Below are 19,962 nucleotides of genomic sequence, written 5' to 3'. Positions count from 1 at the left end.
ATCTAGAGGGTTGCACCTGCACAGCAGCGTCAGTTTGTTCTCTTCTCTCTCCCCATCAGCGCCGCGACCGCTTCCTCTTTCCCTTTCGCCTCCACCTCTATCCAGGGCACGTCGGCATAGCTGCTGGGCAGTTCGGTAATCAGCCAGGAGTGGCGGCGGTCATGCGGGCCGTCTATGCCGTTGCTCAGGTGTACCATCTGCCACTCGGGGGGCTGCCAGGTGCCCCGCGCCCGCAAGACCCACTCGCGCAGGCTGGGGTGCTCGTAACCGGGCAGGCGCTCATGCACCACCTGATGGTGAGCATCAAAGACAAACGGCGTGCCTGTCGCCTCGCACACGGGCAACAGGTCAGCAGCGCCAAAGGCCCGCTCGTCGTTTTCCAGCGCCAGCCGCAGCCGGATGTTATCGGGGAGGTCGGGAATCAGCGCCGCCAGCTCGGCCCCGCGCCCGCCCTTGCCGCCGTGCAGCAGCAGGATGTTCCAGTGGCTGCGCTCCAGCCCCAGCGCGTCCATCACGCGGGCGTGAACGCCGAGGGCGTGCAGGCTGCTTTCACGCACCTCGGGGCGCTCGCTGTTGAGCACGATGAACTGCTCGGGGTGCATCAGCGTGCGGATGCCTGCCGCTGTAAAAGCCGCGCCCGCCTCGCGCAGTTGAGGGGCCAGGTGCGCGAAGACTTCGCCGGAAATCTGGTCCTCGGTGCCGTCGTGCCGCAGGTCCAGCATGGGAAAGAGGCTGCTGCTCAGGCGGTACAGCCGAATGCCCCGCGCCGCGCAGAAGTCGGCAGCCTCGCGCAGCTTGGCAATGTTGCTGCTGTAGATGTCCAGCAGCTTGTCGCGCCGCGCCGCTCCCTCCAGCGCGAGGTAGCGGGTGCGGGTCACGGTGCGAAATCTGATTTCGGGACCAGCGGTCAGGCAGACCAGGCCGTAGGCGGGGCCGGCAGGGGCAGGCGGTGAGGCGGTCACCCTCCCACACTAGCCCACCTCTCAGAAACTCCGCTCCGTCCTGCACACCAACTGCAAGCATGAATGAACCGTGGATGAAGAGCAGCCGGGTCCGCTTGGTAGACTGGACTTCGGTTGGGGCCGGGCCGCAGTGGTCCGGTGCCCGAGGCACGGCCGCCGCCCCTGGGGCAGTGGGCCGGGCATCACGGGGGGGTGGTGCAGGTGCTTCGCCTGCTCTCTCCCTTTTTCCGGCTGGTGTTTGCGGCAGCTTGGCTGTCCGGCACAGGCGGCCACAGAGAGCAGGCGGAACACCGCCCCGCTGCCCGGGCTGCTCTAGTATCGGTGCAGCCACATTGCATATGGAAGCCGGCTCGGCCCGGTCTGCCCCCTGGTGACAGGCCACTTAGCCTCTCAGGCTTCCAGATTTCCACTTTATGACTTGTCAGGAGGGCCATGACGTTTACATCTGCCATTTCGAAGTTGCCGCAGCCCCCCGGCCGCCCCGCTGAGAGGAGCTGCCCTTGATTCTCGCTGTCTTTTTTCCGTTCCTGATGGCCGCCGTCGCCGCCTGGGCCGGGCTGCGACTGGGCCGCCGCACCGGCTACCTGGCCGCGCTGGGCTTTCTGCCCGCGCTGCTGCTGGCGCTGCCGCTGTCCGGCATGCCCGCTGCCGCCCCCTTACGCGAGGCCATCGCCTGGGTGCCCACGCTGGGGCTGGAGCTCGGGTTCCGGGGCGACGGCTTTTCGCTGCTGTTCGCCGTCCTGATTGGTGTCATCGGGACGCTGGCCAGCCTGTATTCGGTCAGCTACCTGTCCAGCAACGAGCGCTTCGCCCGCTTCTACGCCTACTTGCTGCTGTTCGGCGGTTCGATGCTGGGGCTGGTGCTGTCCGACAACCTGATCGGGCTGTTCGGCTTTTGGGAAATGACCTCCATCACGTCGTTTCTCCTGATTGGGTTGTGGCATGCCCGCGCCGCCGCCCGCGACGGGGCCATCAAGGCGTTTCTGGTCTCGGCCCTGGGCGGCCTGGCACTGCTGGCCGCCGTGGCCATCATCGGCACGGCCGGGGGAAGCTACAACCTCTCCGAGATTGACCTGGGCGCCCTCCAGGCTTCGCCGCTGTTCATCCCGGCCATGCTGCTTACGCTGCTGGCCGCCTTTACCAAGTCGGCGCAGCTGCCGTTCCACCTGTGGCTTCCCACCGCGATGGAAGCGCCCACGCCCGTTTCGGCGTTTCTGCACTCGGCCACCATGGTCAAGGCGGGCGTGTTCCTGGTCGCCAAGTTCGGGCTGCTGTTCGGCGGGCATCCGCTGTGGGCGGCCATCATCGTGCCGGTGGGCCTGGCTACCATGACCTGGGGCAGCTACCTCGCCCTGCGCCAGACCGACCTCAAGGCGCTGCTGGCCTTTTCCACCATCTCGCAGCTCGGGTTGCTGATGAGCCTCTACGGCCTGGCCGACCCCGAGGGCCGCTTTGCCGGCACCGCGCACCTGCTCAACCACGCCGCCTTCAAGGCTGCGCTGTTCTTCGTGGTGGGTATCATCGACCACGAAACCGGCACCCGCGAAATCCCGCAGCTGGGCGGCCTGCGGCGGGTTTTTCCGGTCACCTTCGTCCTGGCCGTGCTGGCCGCGCTGAGCATGGCGGGCCTGCCTCCGCTGGGCGGTTTTATCTCCAAAGAACTGTTCTTCGAGGCCATGATTCACCACGGCCTGCCGTTCATCCTGGTGGCGGTGGTGGGCAGCGCCCTGACCATCGCCTACACCGTGCGCTTCATGAGCGTGTGGTTCGGGGACCTGCGCCACCCTGGCAAGGAGCGCCCCGAGCGGCCCACCGACGCCATCTTGGCCCCGGCGGCCCTCTTGGTGGGCGCCGCCGTGCTGTTCGGACTGTGGCCGCAGTCGGTGGAGGAGCTGGCCGGCAAAGCGTCCGCCATGCTGCAATTTGCCGAGTACCACCCGCACCTCTCGCTGTGGCACGGCGTCACGCCGGCCCTGGTTGCCACGCTGGTCACCTGGGCCATCGCCGCGTTCGTCTGGTGGCGGCGTGACGAATTCGCCCGCATTCAGCAGCGCCTCACTCCTTCTTGGAACGCCAACACCATGTACTACGGCTTCAGGGAATGGCTGGATATCGTGGCGACCGCCGTGATTCTGCGGACCCAGGGTCTGGCCCTGCCCAGTCAGCTGCGCTGGACCCTGATTGCCGCCTTCACGCTGGGCGGTTACGCCATCTTGCGTGCGCCCCCGCAGTTCCGGCTGGAGCTGGACGTGTCTTTCAGCCTGATTCTGATTGTGACGCTGCTGGTGGCCGGGGCCATCGGCGTAAGCCTGTCGCGCAACCGCCTGACCGCTGTGGTCCTGATGGGCCTGACCGGCTTCGGCTCCTCGGCGGCGTTCCTGGCCTTCCGCGCCCCGGACCTGGCCCTCACGCAGATGATTATCGAGACAGTCACGGTGATTCTGTTTCTGCTGGCCTTCCGCTACATGCCGGGTATCCGGGCACTGGCCCGCACCCGCACGCAGTACCTGGTGGACCTGGGCATCGCCCTGAGCGCCGGCGTGGGCATCATGGCTTATCTGCTGTCGGTGCGCCCCGGCCTGGCCGAGTCCATCTCGCCTTACTACCTGCAGCACTCGTACACGGGCGGCGGCGGCAACAACGTGGTGAACGTGACCCTGGTGGACTTCCGTGGCTTCGACACCATGGGAGAAATCACCGTGGTGGGCATGGTGGGCCTGGCGGTGCTGGCCCTGCTGCGCCTGGGCAAGCCCGGACACGCCCAGCCCGAGTACGACACCGCCGACCCCACGGCCAACATGGCGCTGATTCCCACCCGCCAGGAGCGCGAGCACATTCGCCAGCAGCTGATTGAAAGCGGTACCCTGAGCGCCCCACAGACCCTGCGCACCCGCCGTGCCGAGCGCAGAGACCAGAAGAATCAGCAGAACCAGCAGAGCCGTGGGCAAAGTCAGGGCAAGCGCCGCAAAGGAGGCCCACAGTGACCCGTAAATCCGCCGGCAAGGTGCCCGCCAAATCCAAGGGCAAGACGCGCAGCCGCCGCGAGAAGAAGCTCAGCGCGGCCACCCGCGCCCCCAGGGAGAACCTGTGGGACACCCTACTTGACGACCCCGAGCCGGCCGAGCAGGGCGGCATCCACTCCACCGGCTACGAGTCTTTGGCCTCGTCGGTGGTCAACGACCCCATTCTGAGAACCGTGGCGCAGCCGGCCTTCGCCCTGATGGCGATGTTCACGCTGCTGCTGTTCTGGCGCGGCCACCAGCTGCCCGGCGGCGGATTTGCCGGCGGCGCCATGATGGTCTGCGCCCTGCTGCTGCACCGCATCGCCACCGGGCGCGGCGCAGTGGACTTCAACTTCACCCGCCTGATTCCTATCGGGCTGGCCATCTCGTTCGTCACCGGGCTGGTGCCCTTCGTGGTCAACGGCTTTTTTCTGCAGAGCGACTACGGCTACCTCACCACGGCGCTCACCGGCGAGTTCGAGTGGGCCACGGCGATGGCCTTCGACCTGGGCGTGTTTCTGCTGGTGGTGGGCGGCGGCATGACCATCGCTGAGGCCCTGATTGATATTGACCCCAGGGAAACCGTGGAAGGAGATCACTGACATGGAACCCCTTTTTGCCCTGGTGATCGGCATTCTGGTGGCGGTGGGCGTGTTTCTGCTGCTCTCGCGGGTGATTGTGCGGGTGGTGATTGGCCTGGCCTTTATCGCCTACGGCGTGAACCTCGCCATCCTGGCAGCGGCCGGCCTGCATCCCAACCGGACGCCGCCACTGCTCAGCCTGGACGGGCCTTATGTGGACCCGCTGCCCCAGGCGCTGATTCTGACGGCCATCGTGATTGGTTTCGCGACCACCGCGCTGCTGCTGGCGGTGGCCATCCGCGCCTATCAGGTGGCTGGGCACGACGACGTGGCGGCGTTCGGTGACAACCTGGCCGACGACCCCGGCAACCCCGACGGCAAGCCGGCCGACGCCGAACACCCCAGCCCCGACATCCCCGATACCGAACACTATGAGGAAGCTCCCTCGCCCAGCGACCTGATTATTCTGAGCGCCCGCTCGCAGATACGGCCCGGCGGGCCAAAAGCTGTGACAGAGCTAGCTCCTGCACAGGAACTCTCCAGAACTGACGCGCCCACCCCAGGCCCCGGCGAACAGAGTGAGAAAGAGAAAGGAGGCCCGCAGTGAACCCGAATGACCTGTCGCTGGCCCTGGCGCTGCCGGGCACCGAAACCCCCTGGGTGGCCGCGCCCATCATCACAGCGCTGGGCACCGCCCTGCTGCTGCTGATTCCCATGGGGCGCAACCTGCGCGCCCTGATTGCCGTACTGGGCACCCTGGTTATGCTCGGCGCCAGCGCTTACCTGGTCAGCGCCACGGCCGGCGGCGCAGTGCTGAGCAGCTCGATGGGTGCTTGGCCGGCCCCGTTCGGCATCGTGATGGTGGCCGACCGCCTGGGCGCCTGGATGAGCCTGCTGACCGGCGTCAGCGCCCTGATGAGCGTGCTGTACGCTGCTTTTAACCCCGACCGGGTGCGTGAGAAGTACGGCCTGTTCGCCCTGCTGCACTTCCTGTTTGCGGGGGTGCAAATGTCGTTCCTGACCGGCGACCTGTTCAACCTGTTCGTGGCCTTCGAGGTGATGCTGGTGGCCAGCTACGCCCTGGCCGTGCTGGGGTCCACCCGCGAGCAGCTGCGCGAGGGCTTTCGCTACATCGTGATGAACCTCAGCGCCTCGGCCCTGCTGGTGGTCACCTGCGGCCTGATTTATGGACAGCTGGGCACGCTGAACATGGCCCACCTGGCGCAGCGCTCGGCCGAACTGGGAGCAGTGCCGGCTGTGACGGCCCTGAGCGTGCTGCTGCTGATGGTGTTCGCGTCCAAGTCGGCGCTGTTTCCGTTGGGCTTCTGGCTGCCCGGCACCTACCCGGCAGTGCCGCCGGCCGTGGGCGCCTTCTTCGCCGCCATCCTGACCAAAGTGGGCGTATACGCCCTGGCGCGCACCTTCAACACCATATTCGTGGCCGAGCCGGACGTGGCCCGCAACATCCTGCTGGCGCTGGGCACCGTCACCATGCTGTACGGCGCTCTGGGCATTCTCTCGCAGCGCGAGTGGCGGCGGGTGCTGGCCTTTTCGGTGGTGGCCTCGGTGGGCTACCTGGCCTTCGGGCTGGGCATCGGCACCCCTGCGGCCCTGAGCGCGACCATGTACTACATGGCGGTCAGTATCCTCGTCACCACAGCCATGTTCCTGCTGGCCGGCGTGGCCGAGCGCGACACCGGCACCCCCTATATCGCGGTGCGCGGCATGCTGGAACACCGCCCGCTGCTGGCCGCCGCATTCATGTTCGGTGCGCTGACCATCGCGGGCCTGCCGCCCACCGGGGGCTTTATCGCCAAGTTCGCCCTGGTGCAAGCGGCGCTGGCGGCCGGTGGACCGCTGGTCTACCTGGGCGTGTTCAGTGCGCTGGCCAGTTCGCTGATTATTCTTTACGCCATGCTGAACATCTGGCGCACCTTTTTCTGGGGCAAGCAGCGCAGCGAGCGGGCACTGACCCCGCCCTCGCTGGCCCAGGCGGCGCCCATGTACCTTGCCATGCTGGGCGTGGTGGGCACCGCCCTGCTGGCCGGACCGATGACCCGCCTGACCGCCGCGATGGGTCAGGAGTTGCAGACCCCGCAGCACTACATCGGCGGGGTGCTGGGAGACCGGCCGGTGGTGATTCCCCCGGCGCCCACGGAAGCCTATGGGGGCAAGGGGCACACAGACGCCGGCCACGCGGAGCAGGAGGAGAAAGGCAAGGCCGGAAGCGACGACGGCCGCATCCAGCCAGCTGACCAGCAACCGGCTGACCGGCAACCAGCTGCGCAGCCCACTGACCAGGCGGCTCCCGAACCCACCGCCCCCCAGCCGGAGGTGAACCCATGAAAGGTCTGACCCTGAACCTGCTGGTGGCCTTTGTCTACGCCCTGCTGATGGGTGACCTGGGCATGCGCGAGTGGCTGACCGGCTTTCTGGTCGGTTTCATCATCCTGACGCTGTTTCCGCGGGCTCTGGGCACCGAACTGTACGTGGCCCGCGTGCGGGCGGTGGGGCGCTTCGCGTGGTTTTTCGTGCGCGAGCTGACCTGGGCCAACGTCCAAGTGGCGCTGATGGCACTGCAGCCCCGCCCCCGGCTGACCCCGCTGATTGTGGCGGTGCCGCTGCGGCTGCAAGACGAGACCGCCCAGACCATGCTGGCCGCCACCATCACCTTGATGCCCGGCACGGTCGCCATGGGCTTTAACGCCGGGCGCACGGTGATGTATTCGCACGCCATCGGCATTCCCGACCCGGGCGACGCCCGCGCCTCGGTCACGAAGGTCGAAGATTACCTGCTGGACATCATTGACCCGCTGGGCCACAGGCAGGCCCGCACAGCCGCCGACACTCCGTCAAGCGCCCAGGAGGTGCGCCCATGATTGTCAACTTTGCCCTGGTCATCGTGACCCTTTCGGCCATCTTGGTGGCGTTCCGGGTGCTGCGCGGCCCCAGTTGGGGCGACCGCATCATGGCCTTCGACTTTCTCAGCGTGAACCTGGTGGTGCTGTTCGTGCTGTTCGCCGCCAAAACCCACCTGATGGCCATGCTGGACGCCGCACTGCTGCTGTCACTGCTGGGCTTTCTGGGCACGGTGGCGCTGGCCCGCTACCTGCTGCTGGGCCGGGTGATGAAATGAACCTGCAGGATTGGGATATCAACCTCTGGCGCGACATTCCGGTGCTGATCGGGTCCATTTTCGTGCTGGCAGCTGCCGTGGGGGTGCTGCGGTTCCCCGACCTGTACACCCGTCTGCACGCCAGCTCCAAGCTGGTCACGCTGGGGTCAGCCGGGATTTATCTGGGCGTGGCGGCCGATTTCATGGACCCCACGGCCTTTACCCGGCTGCTGGCGGTGCTGCTGTTTCAGTTTCTGACCACGCCGCTCAGCGCCTACCTGATTGCCCAGGCCAGCTACCTGCGCGGGCTGCCGGCCTACCTTTCGCAGCCGGACAAGGGTCAGGCGGACGAGTGGAACGTGTTCGGCGCCGCGCAGGACTTCAGCCGCCGGACTGCCGCGCAGCCGGTGCAGGCCCAGTCGCACGCCCAGGCTGCCGCCCAGACCCAGGCCCTGGACGACGCCCACGCGCAGGCCGGGCCGGGCTGAACCTGGCCCCATATTTCCAGCCCCCGCCCTCCCCCAGGCGCGGGGGCTTTCGTAAGTCCAGAGCCCCGCTGAACGCTGACCTGCACGCGGGGCGAAGCCGGCGCTGACCTGCAGCAAAGCTGGCCCTGACCTGCAGCAAAGCTGTAAGAGACCACCACCTAGGCTGGGGCCATGACTGGACCCTTTTCCTCCTCTCCCACGGCGCCGGCTGCTCCCGCCGGCCCCAGTTCAGCCAGCCCCAGTGCCACCAGCCCCAGTGCCGCCGAACAATCTCCCAAGCAGGTCTTCGACCAGCTACTGACCGAAATGGTGCAGCGCGGCGCTTCGGACATTCACCTGCGGGCCGGCAGCGCTCCGGCGGCCCGGATTGACGGCGAAATCGTGCGGTTCGGTGAGGAGCGGCTGACCCCGCAGGCGCTGGAAAACTTCGCGCAGGTGATGCTGCCCACCCAGCTGATGTGGGGCACCTTTGTAGAAAAGCGCGACCACGACTTCGCCTACTCGCTGCCCGGCGTGGCCCGCTTCCGGGTCAACGCCTACTTCCAGCGCGGCAGCGTGGGCCTGATTATGCGCGTGATTGAAGACAAGCCCATCCCTACCTTCGAGCAGTTGGGATTGCCGCTGGACGTGTTCGAGGCACTCTCCAAGCACGAGCGCGGCCTGATTCTGGTGACCGGCCCGACCGGCTCGGGCAAGACCACCACGCTTGCCAGCCTGCTGGACCACATCAACGCCCGCGACGCGGTGAATATCGTGACGCTGGAAGACCCCATCGAGGTGCTGCACCGCGACAAGAAAGCCATCATGATTCAGCGCGAGCTGGGCGCCGATACCCAGAGCTTCACCAACGGTCTGCGGGCCGCCATGCGCCAGGACCCCGACATCATCCTGATTGGCGAAATGCGCGACAAGGAAACGGTAGAGGCCGCCCTCAGCGCCGCGCAGACCGGACACCTGGTGTTCAGCACCCTGCACACCCAGGACGCCATGCGCTCCATCAACCGCATCATCGACTTTTTCCAGCCGCACGAGCGCGAGCAGATTCGCCAGGGCCTCAGCGAAAGCCTGGTCGCCATCGTCTCGCAGCGCCTGCTGCCACGCAAAGGCGGTGGCCGCGTGCTGGGCATGGAAATCCTGCTGGGCACGCCCACCGTGCGCGAAAGCATCAAGGACCCCGACAAGCAGGAAGACATCAAGCAGGCGCTGCTGGAAGGTGGCATGCGCGGGATGCACACCTTTGACCAGCACCTCGCCAAACTCGTCCACGAGGGGTTGATGGAAGAGGAAGAAGCGATGTTGGCCGCCACCAGCCCGCACGAACTGAAAATCATGATGATGCAGAGCCAGTACTAAGCTGCCCGTGCACTGAAAATGGTGGAGGCAGGGAATGGAGCCGAGGGGCAAACCTCTTCCCATCTGCCGTCAGTAAAAAGCTCCCACCAGGGGAGCCTTTTTCGCTATGTTACGTCTTTTTCCATGTTGCGTCTGCTCAGGCCGGCTGGCCCAGTTCCACATCCTTGACGTATTCGCCCTGCTCGGCCCACTGCGCCTGTTCTGCGGCAGTGGCTTTGGGCGAGAACAGGCCAGTAAAGCCGTAAAGGATGCTGAGCAGCGGGGAAATCCAGCAAGCGAACGAGAGCGGAATATACATCAGGTCTTCCATGCGCCCGTCCATGATGCCCAGACCCAGCGCGGTGATCACGAAAGCGCCGCCGGCGTTCCAGGGAATCAGCGGGCTCATCAGAGTGCCGCCTTCTTCCACGGCGCGGGCGAGGTTCTTGGTGGAATAGCCCAGGCCACGGTACACCGGCGCGAACATTCGCCCCGGCAGCGCGATGCTCAGATACGGGTCACCGGCCACCACATTGGTGGCAAAGGCCGTGCCCACCGCGCTGGCCTGCAAAGCCCCAAAGCGCTTTATGCGCCGCACGATGGAATTGATGATGCTTTCCAGCACGCCGGTACGTTCCAGCGCTCCGCCGAAACCCAGGGCCAGCAGCATCAGCGAGATGGTCCACATCATGCTCTGAATACCGCCCCGGTTCAGCAGCGAATCAATTTCGGCGTTGCCCGACTCGATGGCAAAGCCATTCTGTGCGTACTCGAACACGTCGTGCAAACCCGCGCCCTGTAGGGCCATGGCCACGATTCCGCCCACCACTGCGCCCAGAAACAGCGAGGGCAGCGGGGGCTTTTTCAGCAGGGCCATCGCCAGTACCACCAGCACCGGCAGCAGCGTCAGCGGAGAAATCACGAAGTTGGCCTGCAGCGCTCCGGTGATGTTCTCGATGGATTCGAACGACACCTGCTGTTCTCCTTGAACCATGTTGAAGCCGGCCACCACGTAGATGGCCAGGGCAATCAGCATGGCGGGGATGGTGGTGGGCAGCATGTTCTTGATGTGGTCGAACACGGTGATGCCGGTCACGGCCGGGGCCAGGTTGGTGGTGTCGCTCAAGGGGCTGAGCTTGTCGCCAAAAAAGGCCCCCGACACCACAGCGCCAGCGGTCCACACCAGCGGAATGCCGAAGCCGGCGCCAATGCCCACCAGAGCCAGGCCGACCGTGCCCACCGTGCCCCAGCTGGTGCCCAGCGACACCGAGATCACGGCACAGATCATCATGGCGGCAGCCAGGAAAATCTGCGGCGAAAGGATGTTCAGACCGTAGTAAATCAGGGTGGGCACGGTACCGGCCCCAATCCAGATGCCAATCAGCATGCCCACCACCATCAAGATGGCCAGCGACGGCATGGACACATGAATCACATGGAAGATGCCCTCGCGGACATCTGCCCAGGAGATGCCCAGGTGGTTGCCCAGCAGCCCGGTCAGGGCAATGCCGATGGCAAGGGGAATATGCGGCGCGAAGTCGCCATAGTAAAAAATCTGCAGACCCAGAATCAGCAGGGTCAGCACGACAGGAATCAGGGCCAGGCCCAGGCTAGGAAGTCGCCGTGGTGCAGTCTCAGTCATGTCTGCCTTTCAGTGAATGCGGCGGGGGGCGGCTCGGTTGAACCGCCCAGGATTCCGGACGGTGAGCCAGGCCAGTGGGCCACAGAGATATCGCCGGAACATGGGGACCACCCAACCGGGCGGCCAGAGGAAAATATCCTCATCAGTAAAGAAGTATACAAAATTCTGGCGATTATTCAAAATAAATGCCCAGATATGCAGTTTGTATGTCCAAATATTTCTACTTGGATGGCGTCCAGATTCTGCCCATAAAACAAAAATCCTCCCTAAAAGCAGAGAGGATTTCCAATATTTACGGCTTGCAGAAATTGAAAGAGCTCAGCCGTCAATAAACCGGGAGATTCCGTTCCCCGGCGGGTGGTCAGTGTTGGAGAGTGTGGCCTTGCTGGCCACCTACCGGCTGACACACCCCTTATCCTTCAGCGGCCTCCCTGAGCACTGCGCCCACCGCTTTGGGGTCGGCTTTGCCGCCAGTCGCCTGCATCACCTTGCCCATAAAGAACCCTTGCAGCGCGGCCTTGCCACCCCGGAAGGCTTCGGCTTCGGCGGGGTGAGCGGCGAAGAGGTCTTCCACCACCCGGCGCAGTTCGCCTGCGTCAGACACCACCTTCAGCCCTTCGCGCTCCACGATGGCGGCGGGGGCTTCACCGCTGGCGGCAGCGCGGGCCAGCACGTCTTTGGCGATGCGGGTGCTGATGCTGCCGCCGGCCAGCAACTCGGCCAGCGCGGGGAGGTCGGCGGGGTTCAAGCGGCTCTGTCCTTCATGCACTTGGCCCTCACGCAGCAGCCCGGCCAGGTCGTTGACCACCCAGGCCGCCACCTGCCCGGCGTGGGCACCAGCCCCCGCAGCGGCGAAGAACTCGGCCAGCTGTGGGTCGCGGGCCAGCGCGATGGCATCTTCAGAGCCGACGCCCAGGCCACGCAGGCGCTCTATCTCGGCCTGTTCGGCGGGGCTGAAGTCGGGGGCGGCAGCTGCCTGTGCTCTGGGCTTCGGCTCGGCCTTCTTCTCGGTGTTCTGACCCTGTGACCCGGCGGCTTTTTTCGCTTCCTTGGCCCAGGTGTCCTTGAGCGTGATGATGCGCCCGAACACCAGCCCTTCTTCGCGGCTGTCTACCGGGTCGCGCCAGAAGTAGCCCTGGCGCTCGAACTGGTAGCGGGTGTCCTGCGGGTCGCCCAGCACGCTGGGTTCCACGAAGCCGTGCCGCACCTGCAGCGAGTCGGGATTCAGGAAGCGGGTAAAGTCGCCGCTGACCGGGGCGTCTCCCTCGTGGCTCATGCCTTCGGGGTCGAAGTCGGGGGCTTCTAGGGGGCTGACCGGGTCCTCGGGGTTCTCGCCTTCGGGGTTGGGCACCCGGAACAGGCGGTCATACAGCCGGAACTCGGCGGGCACGGCCTGCGCGGCACTTACCCAGTGAATCACGCCCGCTGCGCCCACCTCTTCAGGTTGCAGACTGGCGCGAATCAGCACCGGCTGACCGCTGTCATTCAGTTCCACCTCATCGGCCCGGATGATGCCGGCTCCGCGCAGGCGCACCGTGCCGCCCTGGGTCAGCCGTTTGAAGCCTTTTGGGGGGTTCTGGGCAAAATCGCTCTGCTCGATGTACACCTCGCGGGTCAGCGGCACCGTGCGGGCGGCCTGCTCGGCAGGGACCCTCTCGCCACTCGGCAGGCTCAGCAGGCCGTCCGGCGAGAGGGCCACCACGTCGTGCGGCCAGTAGGGCAGCGTCAGCTCCTGCGGCTCCGTCAGGTTGGTCAGCTCTACTTTCAACGGCTCCAGCACCGCCATCACGCGGGGAGCGCGGGTGTTCAGGTCGTCGCGCACGGCATTTTCGTACACGGCGATATCCACCGTGCGGTTGGTGCGGTTCACGCCAATCTGGGCGGCGAAGTTGCGCACCGCTTCCGGCGTCACCCCCAAGCGGCGCTGGGCACGCAGGGTCGGCATCCGGGGGTCGTCCCAGCCGCTGACCCGGCCTTCTTCAATCAGGCGGCGCAGCTTGCGCTTGGAGGTAATCGTGTACTCCAGCCCGCGCCGCCCGAACTCGTACTGGTGCGGGCGTGGGTCAAAGCCGAGCCGCTCCATCAGCCAGTCGTAAATGGCGCGGTTGTCCACGAACTCCAGGCTGCACATCGAGTGCGTCACGCCTTCCAGCGCGTCTTGCAGCGGGTGCTGAAAGTCGTACATGGGATAAATGCACCAGTCGCCAGCGCGGTAGTGCGGCACGTGCAGGATGCGGTACAGCGCCGGGTCACGCAGCTTCATGTTGGGGCTGCTGAGGTCAATCTTGGCCCGCAGCAGGTGCTCGCCGGCCGCGAACTCGCCCGCCCGCATCCGGCGGAACAGGTCCAGGTTTTCTTCTACGCTGCGCCCGCGGTAGGGGCTGGGCGTGCCGGGCCGGTCGGGAGTGCCCCGCAGGGCGGCCATCTCCTCGCCGCTGACGCTGTCCACGTAGGCGTCGCCCTGGCGAATCAGCTGCTCGGCATACTCGTAGTAGCGCCCGAAGTTGTCGGAAGCGTAGTAGAAGTGCTCGCCCCAGTCCCAGCCCAGCCAGCGCAGGTCGTCGGCAATGGCGTCCACGTATTCCTGGGTCGCCAGCTCGGGGTTGGTGTCGTCCATCCGCAGGTGGTAGCGCCCGCCGTACTGCTGCGCCGTCTGAAAGTCCAAAAATGAGGCGAACACGTGCCCCAGGTGCGCGTAGCCGCTGGGTTCCGGCGGAAAACGGGTCACGACCTGGGGGTACTTGCCCGATTCCAGGTCGCGCTCGATGATTTCGGTGATGAAGTTGGGCGCCACGCGGGGAGCGTCCGCTGCGGCAGGAGAAACAGGGTCGGGACCGGTCATCTGCTCAGAATAAGGCGTGCGGGGCACACCCATGCCGCCGGCAGGCCACCCCACGCCTCAGCCGCCCGCTTCCTCGTCCTGAAAGATGTCTTCGATTCTCAGCCCGAACAGCCGCGCCAGCCGGAACGCCAGCGGCAGGCTGGGGTCGTATTTGCCGGTTTCCAGGGCGTTGACGGTCTGGCGGGACACGTCCAGCCGGTCGGCCAGCTCGGCCTGGGTAAGGCCGTGTTCGGCGCGCAGCACCTTGATACGGTTTTTCATACTCGGCGTCCTACTGTAGCGGCATTCACCCGCGCGAGTCCCGCCAGCCCAGGTAGTGCCAGGTGCCCCAGCTGGCCAGGCCGCCGGCCACCAACACGGCGAACACGGCATTGAAGGATACACCCGGCGGTTGTCCGCCTCCCGCCTGCCATATGCTCCACAGCACCAGCCCCGACAGGCCCAGGCTGTACACAAAGGCCATGCTCAGATAGCTCCCAAGCCAGCGCAGCCGCCCCAGCTCGTCCAGCACGCGGTACTGCCGGCGCATCAGGCCAGCGGTCAGAAGCGCGAATACGGTCATGAAGGCCGCGAACAGCGGCGCAGTCATTCGGCCGGAATTGAGCACGCTGAAAGCGGCAATCAGCAGCAGCGTCAGCACCACTTCCAGGGTGCGGACCCGCTGCCAGCGCTTCTCCTGCCGGGTCATTTTTCCAGCACCGGCAGCGGCACAGCGGCGCTGCTGCGTGGGGTCAGAATCAGGCCGTCAAAGGCGGCAGGCAGGTCAGCAGGTCCGTTCGTGGGCAGCCCTTCCACATACACCGCGCCTACGCCACTTATTCTTACCGGCTGCGCGAACCATTCCCGGAGCGGAGTCTGCGCCCCGGCCTGCGCCACATTTAGGAAGGCAGCGGGGACCGAAGCACCCAGAATGCTGGCACTCAGGCCGTCCAGCGACTCGGGCTGGGCGTCCGGCACCTTGAGGATCACCGGCTCGCGGCCCACCCAGCCGTCGGCGCGGCCCGGCACGGCCCGCAGCTCGCCCCCGCCAAAGCTGAAGCCAATCACCCGGTATTCGCTGCCCATCTCGCGGGCGAGGTGGCTGCCCAGGTTGGCGTATGCCTGCCCCTGCGCTGGCACCTTGGACACGTGGAAGTTGTGGGCCCACACCGCCGCTTTCTGACCGGGGAACAGCTCGCGCAGCAGCGCCTGGGTATTGTCGGCCATTGCCCGGTCACGCAGGGCATTGGAAGCGTTGAAGTCGTCGCCCTCCATTCCGGCCAGCATCGCCATGCCTTGCTGGACAGTGCGGGCCAGATGCCGGAGTTCGGGCGCGTGCGGCGTGCCCTGCGGCTGGAAGCGGGCGTGCAGCTCCAGTAGCGCGGCCAGGGCCTCGGCGCGGGTCCAGTCAGGTTTTTCGCGTTCCTCCTGGGCCATCACTTCTGCCAGAAGCTGCCCGGTCAGCCCCGCCAGCCGCGACCCTGCCGGGGCCAGCCGCGCCAGCAGGTCCAGGCTGCCCGCCGGGTCCTGCATGTCCATGCCCGCCACGCGCAGCGCGGGCTTGTCGCCCCGGCCTGCGTTGTACTCGCGCATCCAGCGCAGCAACTCGGCCATTTCCTGCGTCTTCCAGGTCCAGAAGTCGTACTCGCGGGTGATCTGCTCGGCGCTCTGGCTGCCTTCCCCCTGCACCCAGCGGTCAATGGCGTAGGCATCGTCGTAGTCGGCTTCAATCATGAACACCGTATAGCCGTGCTGCTCCGCCAGCTCCCGGAAGATGCGGCCCTTGAGCGCAAAATGCTCGGCGGTCCCGTGCGACCCTTCGCCCAGGCCCAGCACACGGGTGCCGGGGGTCAGCTCGGACAGCCAGGCAAAATCGGCAGCGGGCGCCTTCATATCGGTGGCCGAGATGGGCCGCAGCAATGGGGTTAGCGCGGCGCGGCGGGCATCCAGGGTGGCCGGGTCCAACGGGGCCTGCGCCACCTGACGGGTGACTTGACCACTCATTTCGGTCACAAGTTCCAGGGCGCGGCTTTCGCTCATGCGCCACTGTCCATTCACCTTGCGCCAGAGGTCCTCGCTGCGGGCCTCTACCGTGACCGGCTGCTGGACCTCACCAATGTGGTAGATCGCTTCGGCACGGTTCCAGAACTGTACGCGGGCCACGTCACCGTTGACCTCTGCCCCGTCAATGCGGTAGTCCAGCTTCTGATAGCTGAGTTGCTCCGGGTCAAAGCTGCTGAGGTAAGTGTCCCGGTTCAGCCGTGTGCCGTCGGGCATGACCATGCTGAAATCATCGGTCAGCAGCGCTGCGTAGGCCGGGGCGTCCAGGGTGCGGGTCGCGTCTACCAAGGCGGCGTACTGGGCGGCAAGGCCGGCGGGCAAACTGTTTGCTCCAGCCTGGGCCTGAGCACTGGACAAACACGCGGTCACGATGAGGGTGGGCAGGGTGATTTTGTTCATGCGGGTGCTCCGTCTTTTGGGGAAGGGGTCCCTCAGGCGAGGGCATCTGGGCCACATGGGCGTCAGGCAGTGGTATCACGGCGAATGCGGCCAGTCCGGTTCAGCCCCAGCATCAGCAGGCCGAGCAGCAGGGTGCCCCACATCAGCACATCGGTCACGGGACCAGCGCCGGGGTGCTGGGCAGCGGGGCCGAGCAGCAGCAGGGCACAGGCAATGAGGGAGACGGCATGGGCGGTCAGGGTGCGGGGTTGCCGGGTCATGATAGTTCTCCTTGAGGATGAGTCTGTACGGCTTACTTGTCAGAATGTCGCGTTTCCTTGACTTCCTACAAGTCAAAGTAAAGGATGTACGACCCTATGTCAAGCTTGCTTGTCAACGGGCATGCAGAGCGGGCCGCCTCTGAGATACAGCTCAGCCGACTCTGTCACAGCCCACACGCCAAAACACCGAGAAGCAAGGAGCTACGGCCCTGTGCTTCTCGGTGTTTTGGGTGGGGTAGTCCGGCTCAGCTCGCGGCAGGCACCTCGGCGGCTTCCGCCTGAGCTTCGGCGCGGCGGCTGCGGCTGGTCCGCTCGGGCCGCGGCTCCTCGGCAGGAGTCACGGGAGCAGGCGCTTCGGCCTGGGTTTCGGCCTGAACCTGGACCTCGGGACGTGCGGAGCCGGCGCTTCCAGCGTCACCCAGGCCCAGCCGGGCCAGAGTCTCGCCAAAAGCAGCCAGCGCCGGACCGGCCTCAATGTCAGCGACAGCGCGGGCGTTGAGGGCTTTCAGTTCCTCGCGGGTCACGGCGTATTCGGGAGCTTCGTGGCCCTTGAGCGTGTGCATCAGCGTGTAGGCTCCCTCGGCCGTCACGGTGGCTCCCTTGGACGTGTGAATGACCGGGTCGGTGGTCATGTCGCTGCCAACCAGGGTGATGGCCTCAGGCGAAATCAGCGTGACGCGGTCGCCGCGTTCCTCCATGTGCGCCGCCAGTTGCAGCAGACCGCGCAGCGAAGCCATGTGGCCGAACAGTTCCAGGTGGGGCAGCATGGCCCCGGCTTTCTTGAGCAGGTTATCCATAGCCCCAGTATTTATGTAAATAGCAGAATTATCAAGCCTCGCTTCTTAATGAACAGATACCGCTCCGGTGGCCGAAGTGGGCCCCCTCTTCCGTGCAGCCCCGCTTTACTCTGGAACCATGACCCGTTCTCCCGTGACCGTACGCCGCGTGACCGACCCGGCAGACCCTGCCCTGGACGCTTTTGCGCGGATTCAGCAAAGCAGCTACTACGCGCCGGACATGCTGATTCCTCCGCAGATGTTTCCAGACCTGGTGGCCGGGCGACGGCCCGAGCGACAAGACCGGCTGCTGGTGGCCGAGGACGAAAGCGGCGCCGTGCTGGGGGGCACGCTGTATCACCTGCTGCCGGGGGCGGGGTTCAACTCGTTTATGGGCGTGTCGGCAGCGGCACGTGGCCGGGGCGTGGGGCGGGCGCTGCAAGAGGCCAGTCTGCACGACGCAGGCGAGCACGGGCGGGCCGGTATCTTTGCCGACAGCGTGCACGCCAGCCGTCAGAGCCCTGCCGAGCAGGCCGCCGAAACCCGTGCCGGCACCGACGCAGGGCAGCGCCGCCGGGTGCTGCATAGCCTGGGCCTACGGACGGTGGACCTGGCCTACTGGCAGCCGGTGGGTGGCCCGGACGGCGGCCCGGTCAAGGACTTGGACTTGCTCTATGCGCCGCCGAAACCTGACCAGCAGACGGTCGCCCTGGACCTGGTCATAGACGTACTGGGCGCCTATTGGCACGGCTGGCTGGGCGAGGAGCGCACCGCCTCCGAGCTGGCCGGGCTGCGGGAGCGGGCTGGCGGTAACGAACTGGCCCTGCTGCCCGCCACCGAAACGCCGCAGTACTGGCGCTGACAGAGACGGCGCAGGCACGCCGGACTTTGCCGACTTTGCCTGCGCCCGTCCTGGTCTGGGGACCCCACGCTTCGAGGCTGAGGACCACACGCTTTGGGACTTTTGAACCCGGTACAACGTCCAGATTTCGCTGCGAGAACAACGAAAAAACCGCGTCCTGTACAGGAACGCGGTGCTTTCAAGCTTGTGTGGTGCGAATGCCCAGACTTGAACTGGGGACCTCACGCTTATCAGGCGTGCGCTCTAACCAGCTGAGCTACACTCGCAAGCGGAAATAACTTTAGCAAGCCCCCGGCAGGGTGTCAACACCGTCACCTTGGCCGGGCGTTCAGCACCTACACTGAGACGGTGAAGCACTGCGACCCCAGCCACACTGTTCACCTCGAAAAATTGCAGGAGCTGCTGCGGACCAGCCAATGGCCGGAGCTGCGCCAAGAGCTGGCGCACGGCGGCGGTGCCCTGACGCCCGACCAGCTGGCCCCCGCCGCTGTGCTGGCCTTGCAAGCGGGGCTGCCGGGGTTGGCGGCCAGCTGGGCAGCGCAGGCCGGCGAGAGGCAGCTTCAGGCAGCGGCGCAGCTGCGGCTAGGAGACAGCGACGCCGCCTTGGCCCTGCTGAGCGGTGAGGACGACCACCGCGCCGAGGTCATGCGTGCCCGCGCCGCCTTGCTGGCCGGCGACGCTGTGCAGGCGCAGGAGCGGGCGGCCCAGGCCCACGGCAGAGCCTTTGAAGCCGGCGACGCCCCCAGCCTACTGGCTGCCATCGCCCTGTTGGGTGAGCTGGAGCTGCGCGGGGCACTGGAATCGGGCAGCCGCACCGGCCTGCACGCCGCGCTGAACGTGCTGGCCGAGGGCCTCAAGATTGCCGAAATCGTGAACGAGCCGGCCGACCCGCACGTGCTGGCCCTGATTGCGCTGACCCAGCACCACATCAAAGGCGGCCCCAAAGCGCAGGCCACCGCGGCCAAAGCGCTGGACCGTTCGCTGGCCTTCAGCCCCAGCGGCGTGCTGGCCCTCACGGTCCTGGGCCGCCACGAGGAGGCCCAGGGTCAGGCCGAAGCGGGCGCACTGGCAGATGGCTGGTGGGCCTGGGCCAGGGCCTAAACCGCTAGGCCGGCGTGCCGAGCAATGGCCTGCGCCGCCTGCTCCGGGGTCAGCTGCGAAGTGTCCAGGGACAGCATGCCTTCCGGCACGGGCAGGACCCCATTTTTGTCCAGCACCGCCTGCAAAGCGGCCGGGTCGTTCAGCTTCAGGCGGGCGCGGCGTTCCGGCAGGGGCATGCGCCGCAGCAGCTCCTCGGCGGGGCAAGTCAGGTAGACCGGAACGAAGCCGGCCCCACGCTGCCGGGCCAGGGCAGCAAACCGGTCTATGGCCTCCGCTTCGCCGGGCAGGTCGGCCAGATAGTTGGTAAAGATGTGGCTGAGTTCTGCCGGAGCGGCCACTACAGCCGCCAGCACCACCTCACGCACGCGCCGGGTAAAAGTCCATATTTCGGGCGGCAAGACTCCGCCATCTGCCCCGAACGCCGCAAACACCGGGTCGTTGATGATGTGGTTGTCCATCAGCATGGCCCCCGTCTGCCGGGACAATTCCAGACCCACGGTGCGCTTGCCGCTGCCGGGCGGCCCAATCAGATAAAAGAGGTTGCCCATGGCGCCAGCCTA

Annotated in this window: 19 protein-coding genes and 1 tRNA gene; 10 read left to right on the top strand and 10 right to left on the bottom strand. The window is 66.1% G+C overall.

The annotated features are described in order from the left end of the window. Positions 1 to 29 precede the first annotated feature (29 nt). Complete coding sequence (gene uvsE / locus DEIPR_RS01535; RefSeq protein WP_013614072.1) at positions 30 to 962, bottom strand: UV DNA damage repair endonuclease UvsE; 933 nt, start codon at positions 960 to 962, stop codon at positions 30 to 32. 500 nt (positions 963 to 1,462) lie between these two features. On the opposite strand from uvsE, the gene mbhE reads away from it, so the two are divergent. The 8 genes from mbhE (at position 1,463) to DEIPR_RS01495 (ending at position 9,501) form a co-directional block, all read left to right on the top strand. Continuing rightward, a complete protein-coding gene (gene mbhE / locus DEIPR_RS01530; RefSeq protein ID WP_013614071.1) occupies positions 1,463 to 3,946 on the top strand; it encodes a hydrogen gas-evolving membrane-bound hydrogenase subunit E in 2,484 nt (827 codons plus the stop codon). Further along, positions 3,943 to 4,566, top strand: a complete 624-nt coding sequence (locus tag DEIPR_RS14510; protein ID WP_013614070.1) for an MnhB domain-containing protein — start codon at positions 3,943 to 3,945, stop codon at positions 4,564 to 4,566. The genes mbhE and DEIPR_RS14510 overlap by 4 nt, the downstream gene beginning before the upstream one ends. 1 nt (position 4,567) lies before the next feature. Further along, a complete protein-coding gene (locus DEIPR_RS01520) occupies positions 4,568 to 5,152 on the top strand; it encodes a sodium:proton antiporter (protein WP_013614069.1) in 585 nt (194 codons plus the stop codon). Further along, complete coding sequence (locus DEIPR_RS01515) at positions 5,149 to 6,891, top strand: complex I subunit 5 family protein (protein ID WP_013614068.1); 1,743 nt, start codon at positions 5,149 to 5,151, stop codon at positions 6,889 to 6,891. The genes DEIPR_RS01520 and DEIPR_RS01515 overlap by 4 nt, the downstream gene beginning before the upstream one ends. Continuing rightward, positions 6,888 to 7,424: a Na+/H+ antiporter subunit E gene (locus DEIPR_RS01510; RefSeq protein WP_013614067.1), complete on the top strand. Its 537-nt coding sequence runs from the start codon at positions 6,888 to 6,890 to the stop codon at positions 7,422 to 7,424. The genes DEIPR_RS01515 and DEIPR_RS01510 overlap by 4 nt, the downstream gene beginning before the upstream one ends. Beyond that, complete coding sequence (locus DEIPR_RS01505) at positions 7,421 to 7,681, top strand: MrpF/PhaF family protein (protein ID WP_013614066.1); 261 nt, start codon at positions 7,421 to 7,423, stop codon at positions 7,679 to 7,681. Before DEIPR_RS01510 ends, DEIPR_RS01505 begins: the two co-directional genes overlap by 4 nt. Next, entirely contained in the window at positions 7,678 to 8,148 is a 471-nt protein-coding gene (gene mnhG / locus DEIPR_RS01500; RefSeq protein ID WP_013614065.1) for a monovalent cation/H(+) antiporter subunit G, read from the top strand. Before DEIPR_RS01505 ends, mnhG begins: the two co-directional genes overlap by 4 nt. Positions 8,149 to 8,319: 171 nt before the next feature. Then, complete coding sequence (locus DEIPR_RS01495; RefSeq protein ID WP_013614064.1) at positions 8,320 to 9,501, top strand: PilT/PilU family type 4a pilus ATPase; 1,182 nt, start codon at positions 8,320 to 8,322, stop codon at positions 9,499 to 9,501. Between the two features lie 136 nt (positions 9,502 to 9,637). Here DEIPR_RS01495 and nhaC read toward each other — a convergent pair whose 3' ends face one another. The 7 genes from nhaC to DEIPR_RS01460 form a co-directional block, all read right to left on the bottom strand. After that, positions 9,638 to 11,122 carry a Na+/H+ antiporter NhaC gene (gene nhaC, locus DEIPR_RS01490; protein ID WP_013614063.1) on the bottom strand — a complete coding sequence of 495 codons (1,485 nt, stop codon included), beginning with the start codon at positions 11,120 to 11,122 and terminating at the stop codon, positions 9,638 to 9,640. 412 nt (positions 11,123 to 11,534) lie between these two features. Next, positions 11,535 to 13,964 (bottom strand): glutamine--tRNA ligase/YqeY domain fusion protein, encoded by a 2,430-nt coding sequence (locus DEIPR_RS01485; protein WP_041221886.1) that lies wholly within the window; start codon positions 13,962 to 13,964, stop codon positions 11,535 to 11,537. A gap of 57 nt (positions 13,965 to 14,021) precedes the next feature. After that, a complete protein-coding gene (locus tag DEIPR_RS01480; RefSeq protein ID WP_013614060.1) occupies positions 14,022 to 14,225 on the bottom strand; it encodes a helix-turn-helix transcriptional regulator in 204 nt (67 codons plus the stop codon). Positions 14,226 to 14,250: 25 nt separating this feature from the next. Next, positions 14,251 to 14,652, bottom strand: coding sequence for a hypothetical protein (locus DEIPR_RS01475; protein WP_013614059.1), 402 nt, complete (start codon positions 14,650 to 14,652; stop codon positions 14,251 to 14,253). Next, the gene (locus DEIPR_RS01470; RefSeq protein ID WP_013614058.1) at positions 14,649 to 16,403 is read right to left on the bottom strand and encodes an erythromycin esterase family protein; all 1,755 of its coding nucleotides are present in this window, start codon (positions 16,401 to 16,403) and stop codon (positions 14,649 to 14,651) included. Before DEIPR_RS01470 ends, DEIPR_RS01475 begins: the two co-directional genes overlap by 4 nt. Before the next feature lie 62 nt (positions 16,404 to 16,465). Then, positions 16,466 to 16,663, bottom strand: a complete 198-nt coding sequence (locus DEIPR_RS01465) for a hypothetical protein (RefSeq protein ID WP_013614057.1) — start codon at positions 16,661 to 16,663, stop codon at positions 16,466 to 16,468. A gap of 245 nt (positions 16,664 to 16,908) precedes the next feature. Next, the gene (locus DEIPR_RS01460) at positions 16,909 to 17,460 is read right to left on the bottom strand and encodes a hypothetical protein (protein WP_013614056.1); all 552 of its coding nucleotides are present in this window, start codon (positions 17,458 to 17,460) and stop codon (positions 16,909 to 16,911) included. Positions 17,461 to 17,578: 118 nt separating this feature from the next. On the opposite strand from DEIPR_RS01460, the gene DEIPR_RS01455 reads away from it, so the two are divergent. Next, positions 17,579 to 18,301 carry a GNAT family N-acetyltransferase gene (locus DEIPR_RS01455; protein WP_013614055.1) on the top strand — a complete coding sequence of 241 codons (723 nt, stop codon included), beginning with the start codon at positions 17,579 to 17,581 and terminating at the stop codon, positions 18,299 to 18,301. Between the two features lie 189 nt (positions 18,302 to 18,490). Here DEIPR_RS01455 and DEIPR_RS01450 read toward each other — a convergent pair. After that, positions 18,491 to 18,567, bottom strand: a tRNA-Ile gene (locus DEIPR_RS01450). Positions 18,568 to 18,649: 82 nt separating this feature from the next. On the opposite strand from DEIPR_RS01450, the gene DEIPR_RS01445 reads away from it, so the two are divergent. Beyond that, positions 18,650 to 19,402 carry a tetratricopeptide repeat protein gene (locus DEIPR_RS01445; protein ID WP_013614054.1) on the top strand — a complete coding sequence of 251 codons (753 nt, stop codon included), beginning with the start codon at positions 18,650 to 18,652 and terminating at the stop codon, positions 19,400 to 19,402. On the opposite strand, the gene DEIPR_RS01440 is transcribed toward DEIPR_RS01445, so the two are convergent. Next, positions 19,399 to 19,950, bottom strand: a complete 552-nt coding sequence (locus DEIPR_RS01440) for a nucleoside/nucleotide kinase family protein (RefSeq protein ID WP_013614053.1) — start codon at positions 19,948 to 19,950, stop codon at positions 19,399 to 19,401. The genes DEIPR_RS01445 and DEIPR_RS01440 overlap by 4 nt on opposite strands. Positions 19,951 to 19,962: the final 12 nt, after the last annotated feature.

Origin of the sequence: Deinococcus proteolyticus MRP (assembly GCF_000190555.1) — a bacterium.
GTDB classification, from domain to species: Bacteria; Deinococcota; Deinococci; order Deinococcales; family Deinococcaceae; genus Deinococcus; species Deinococcus proteolyticus.
The sequence above is the reverse complement of the archived record's forward strand: the minus strand, read 5'-3'. Positions and strand labels throughout refer to the sequence as shown.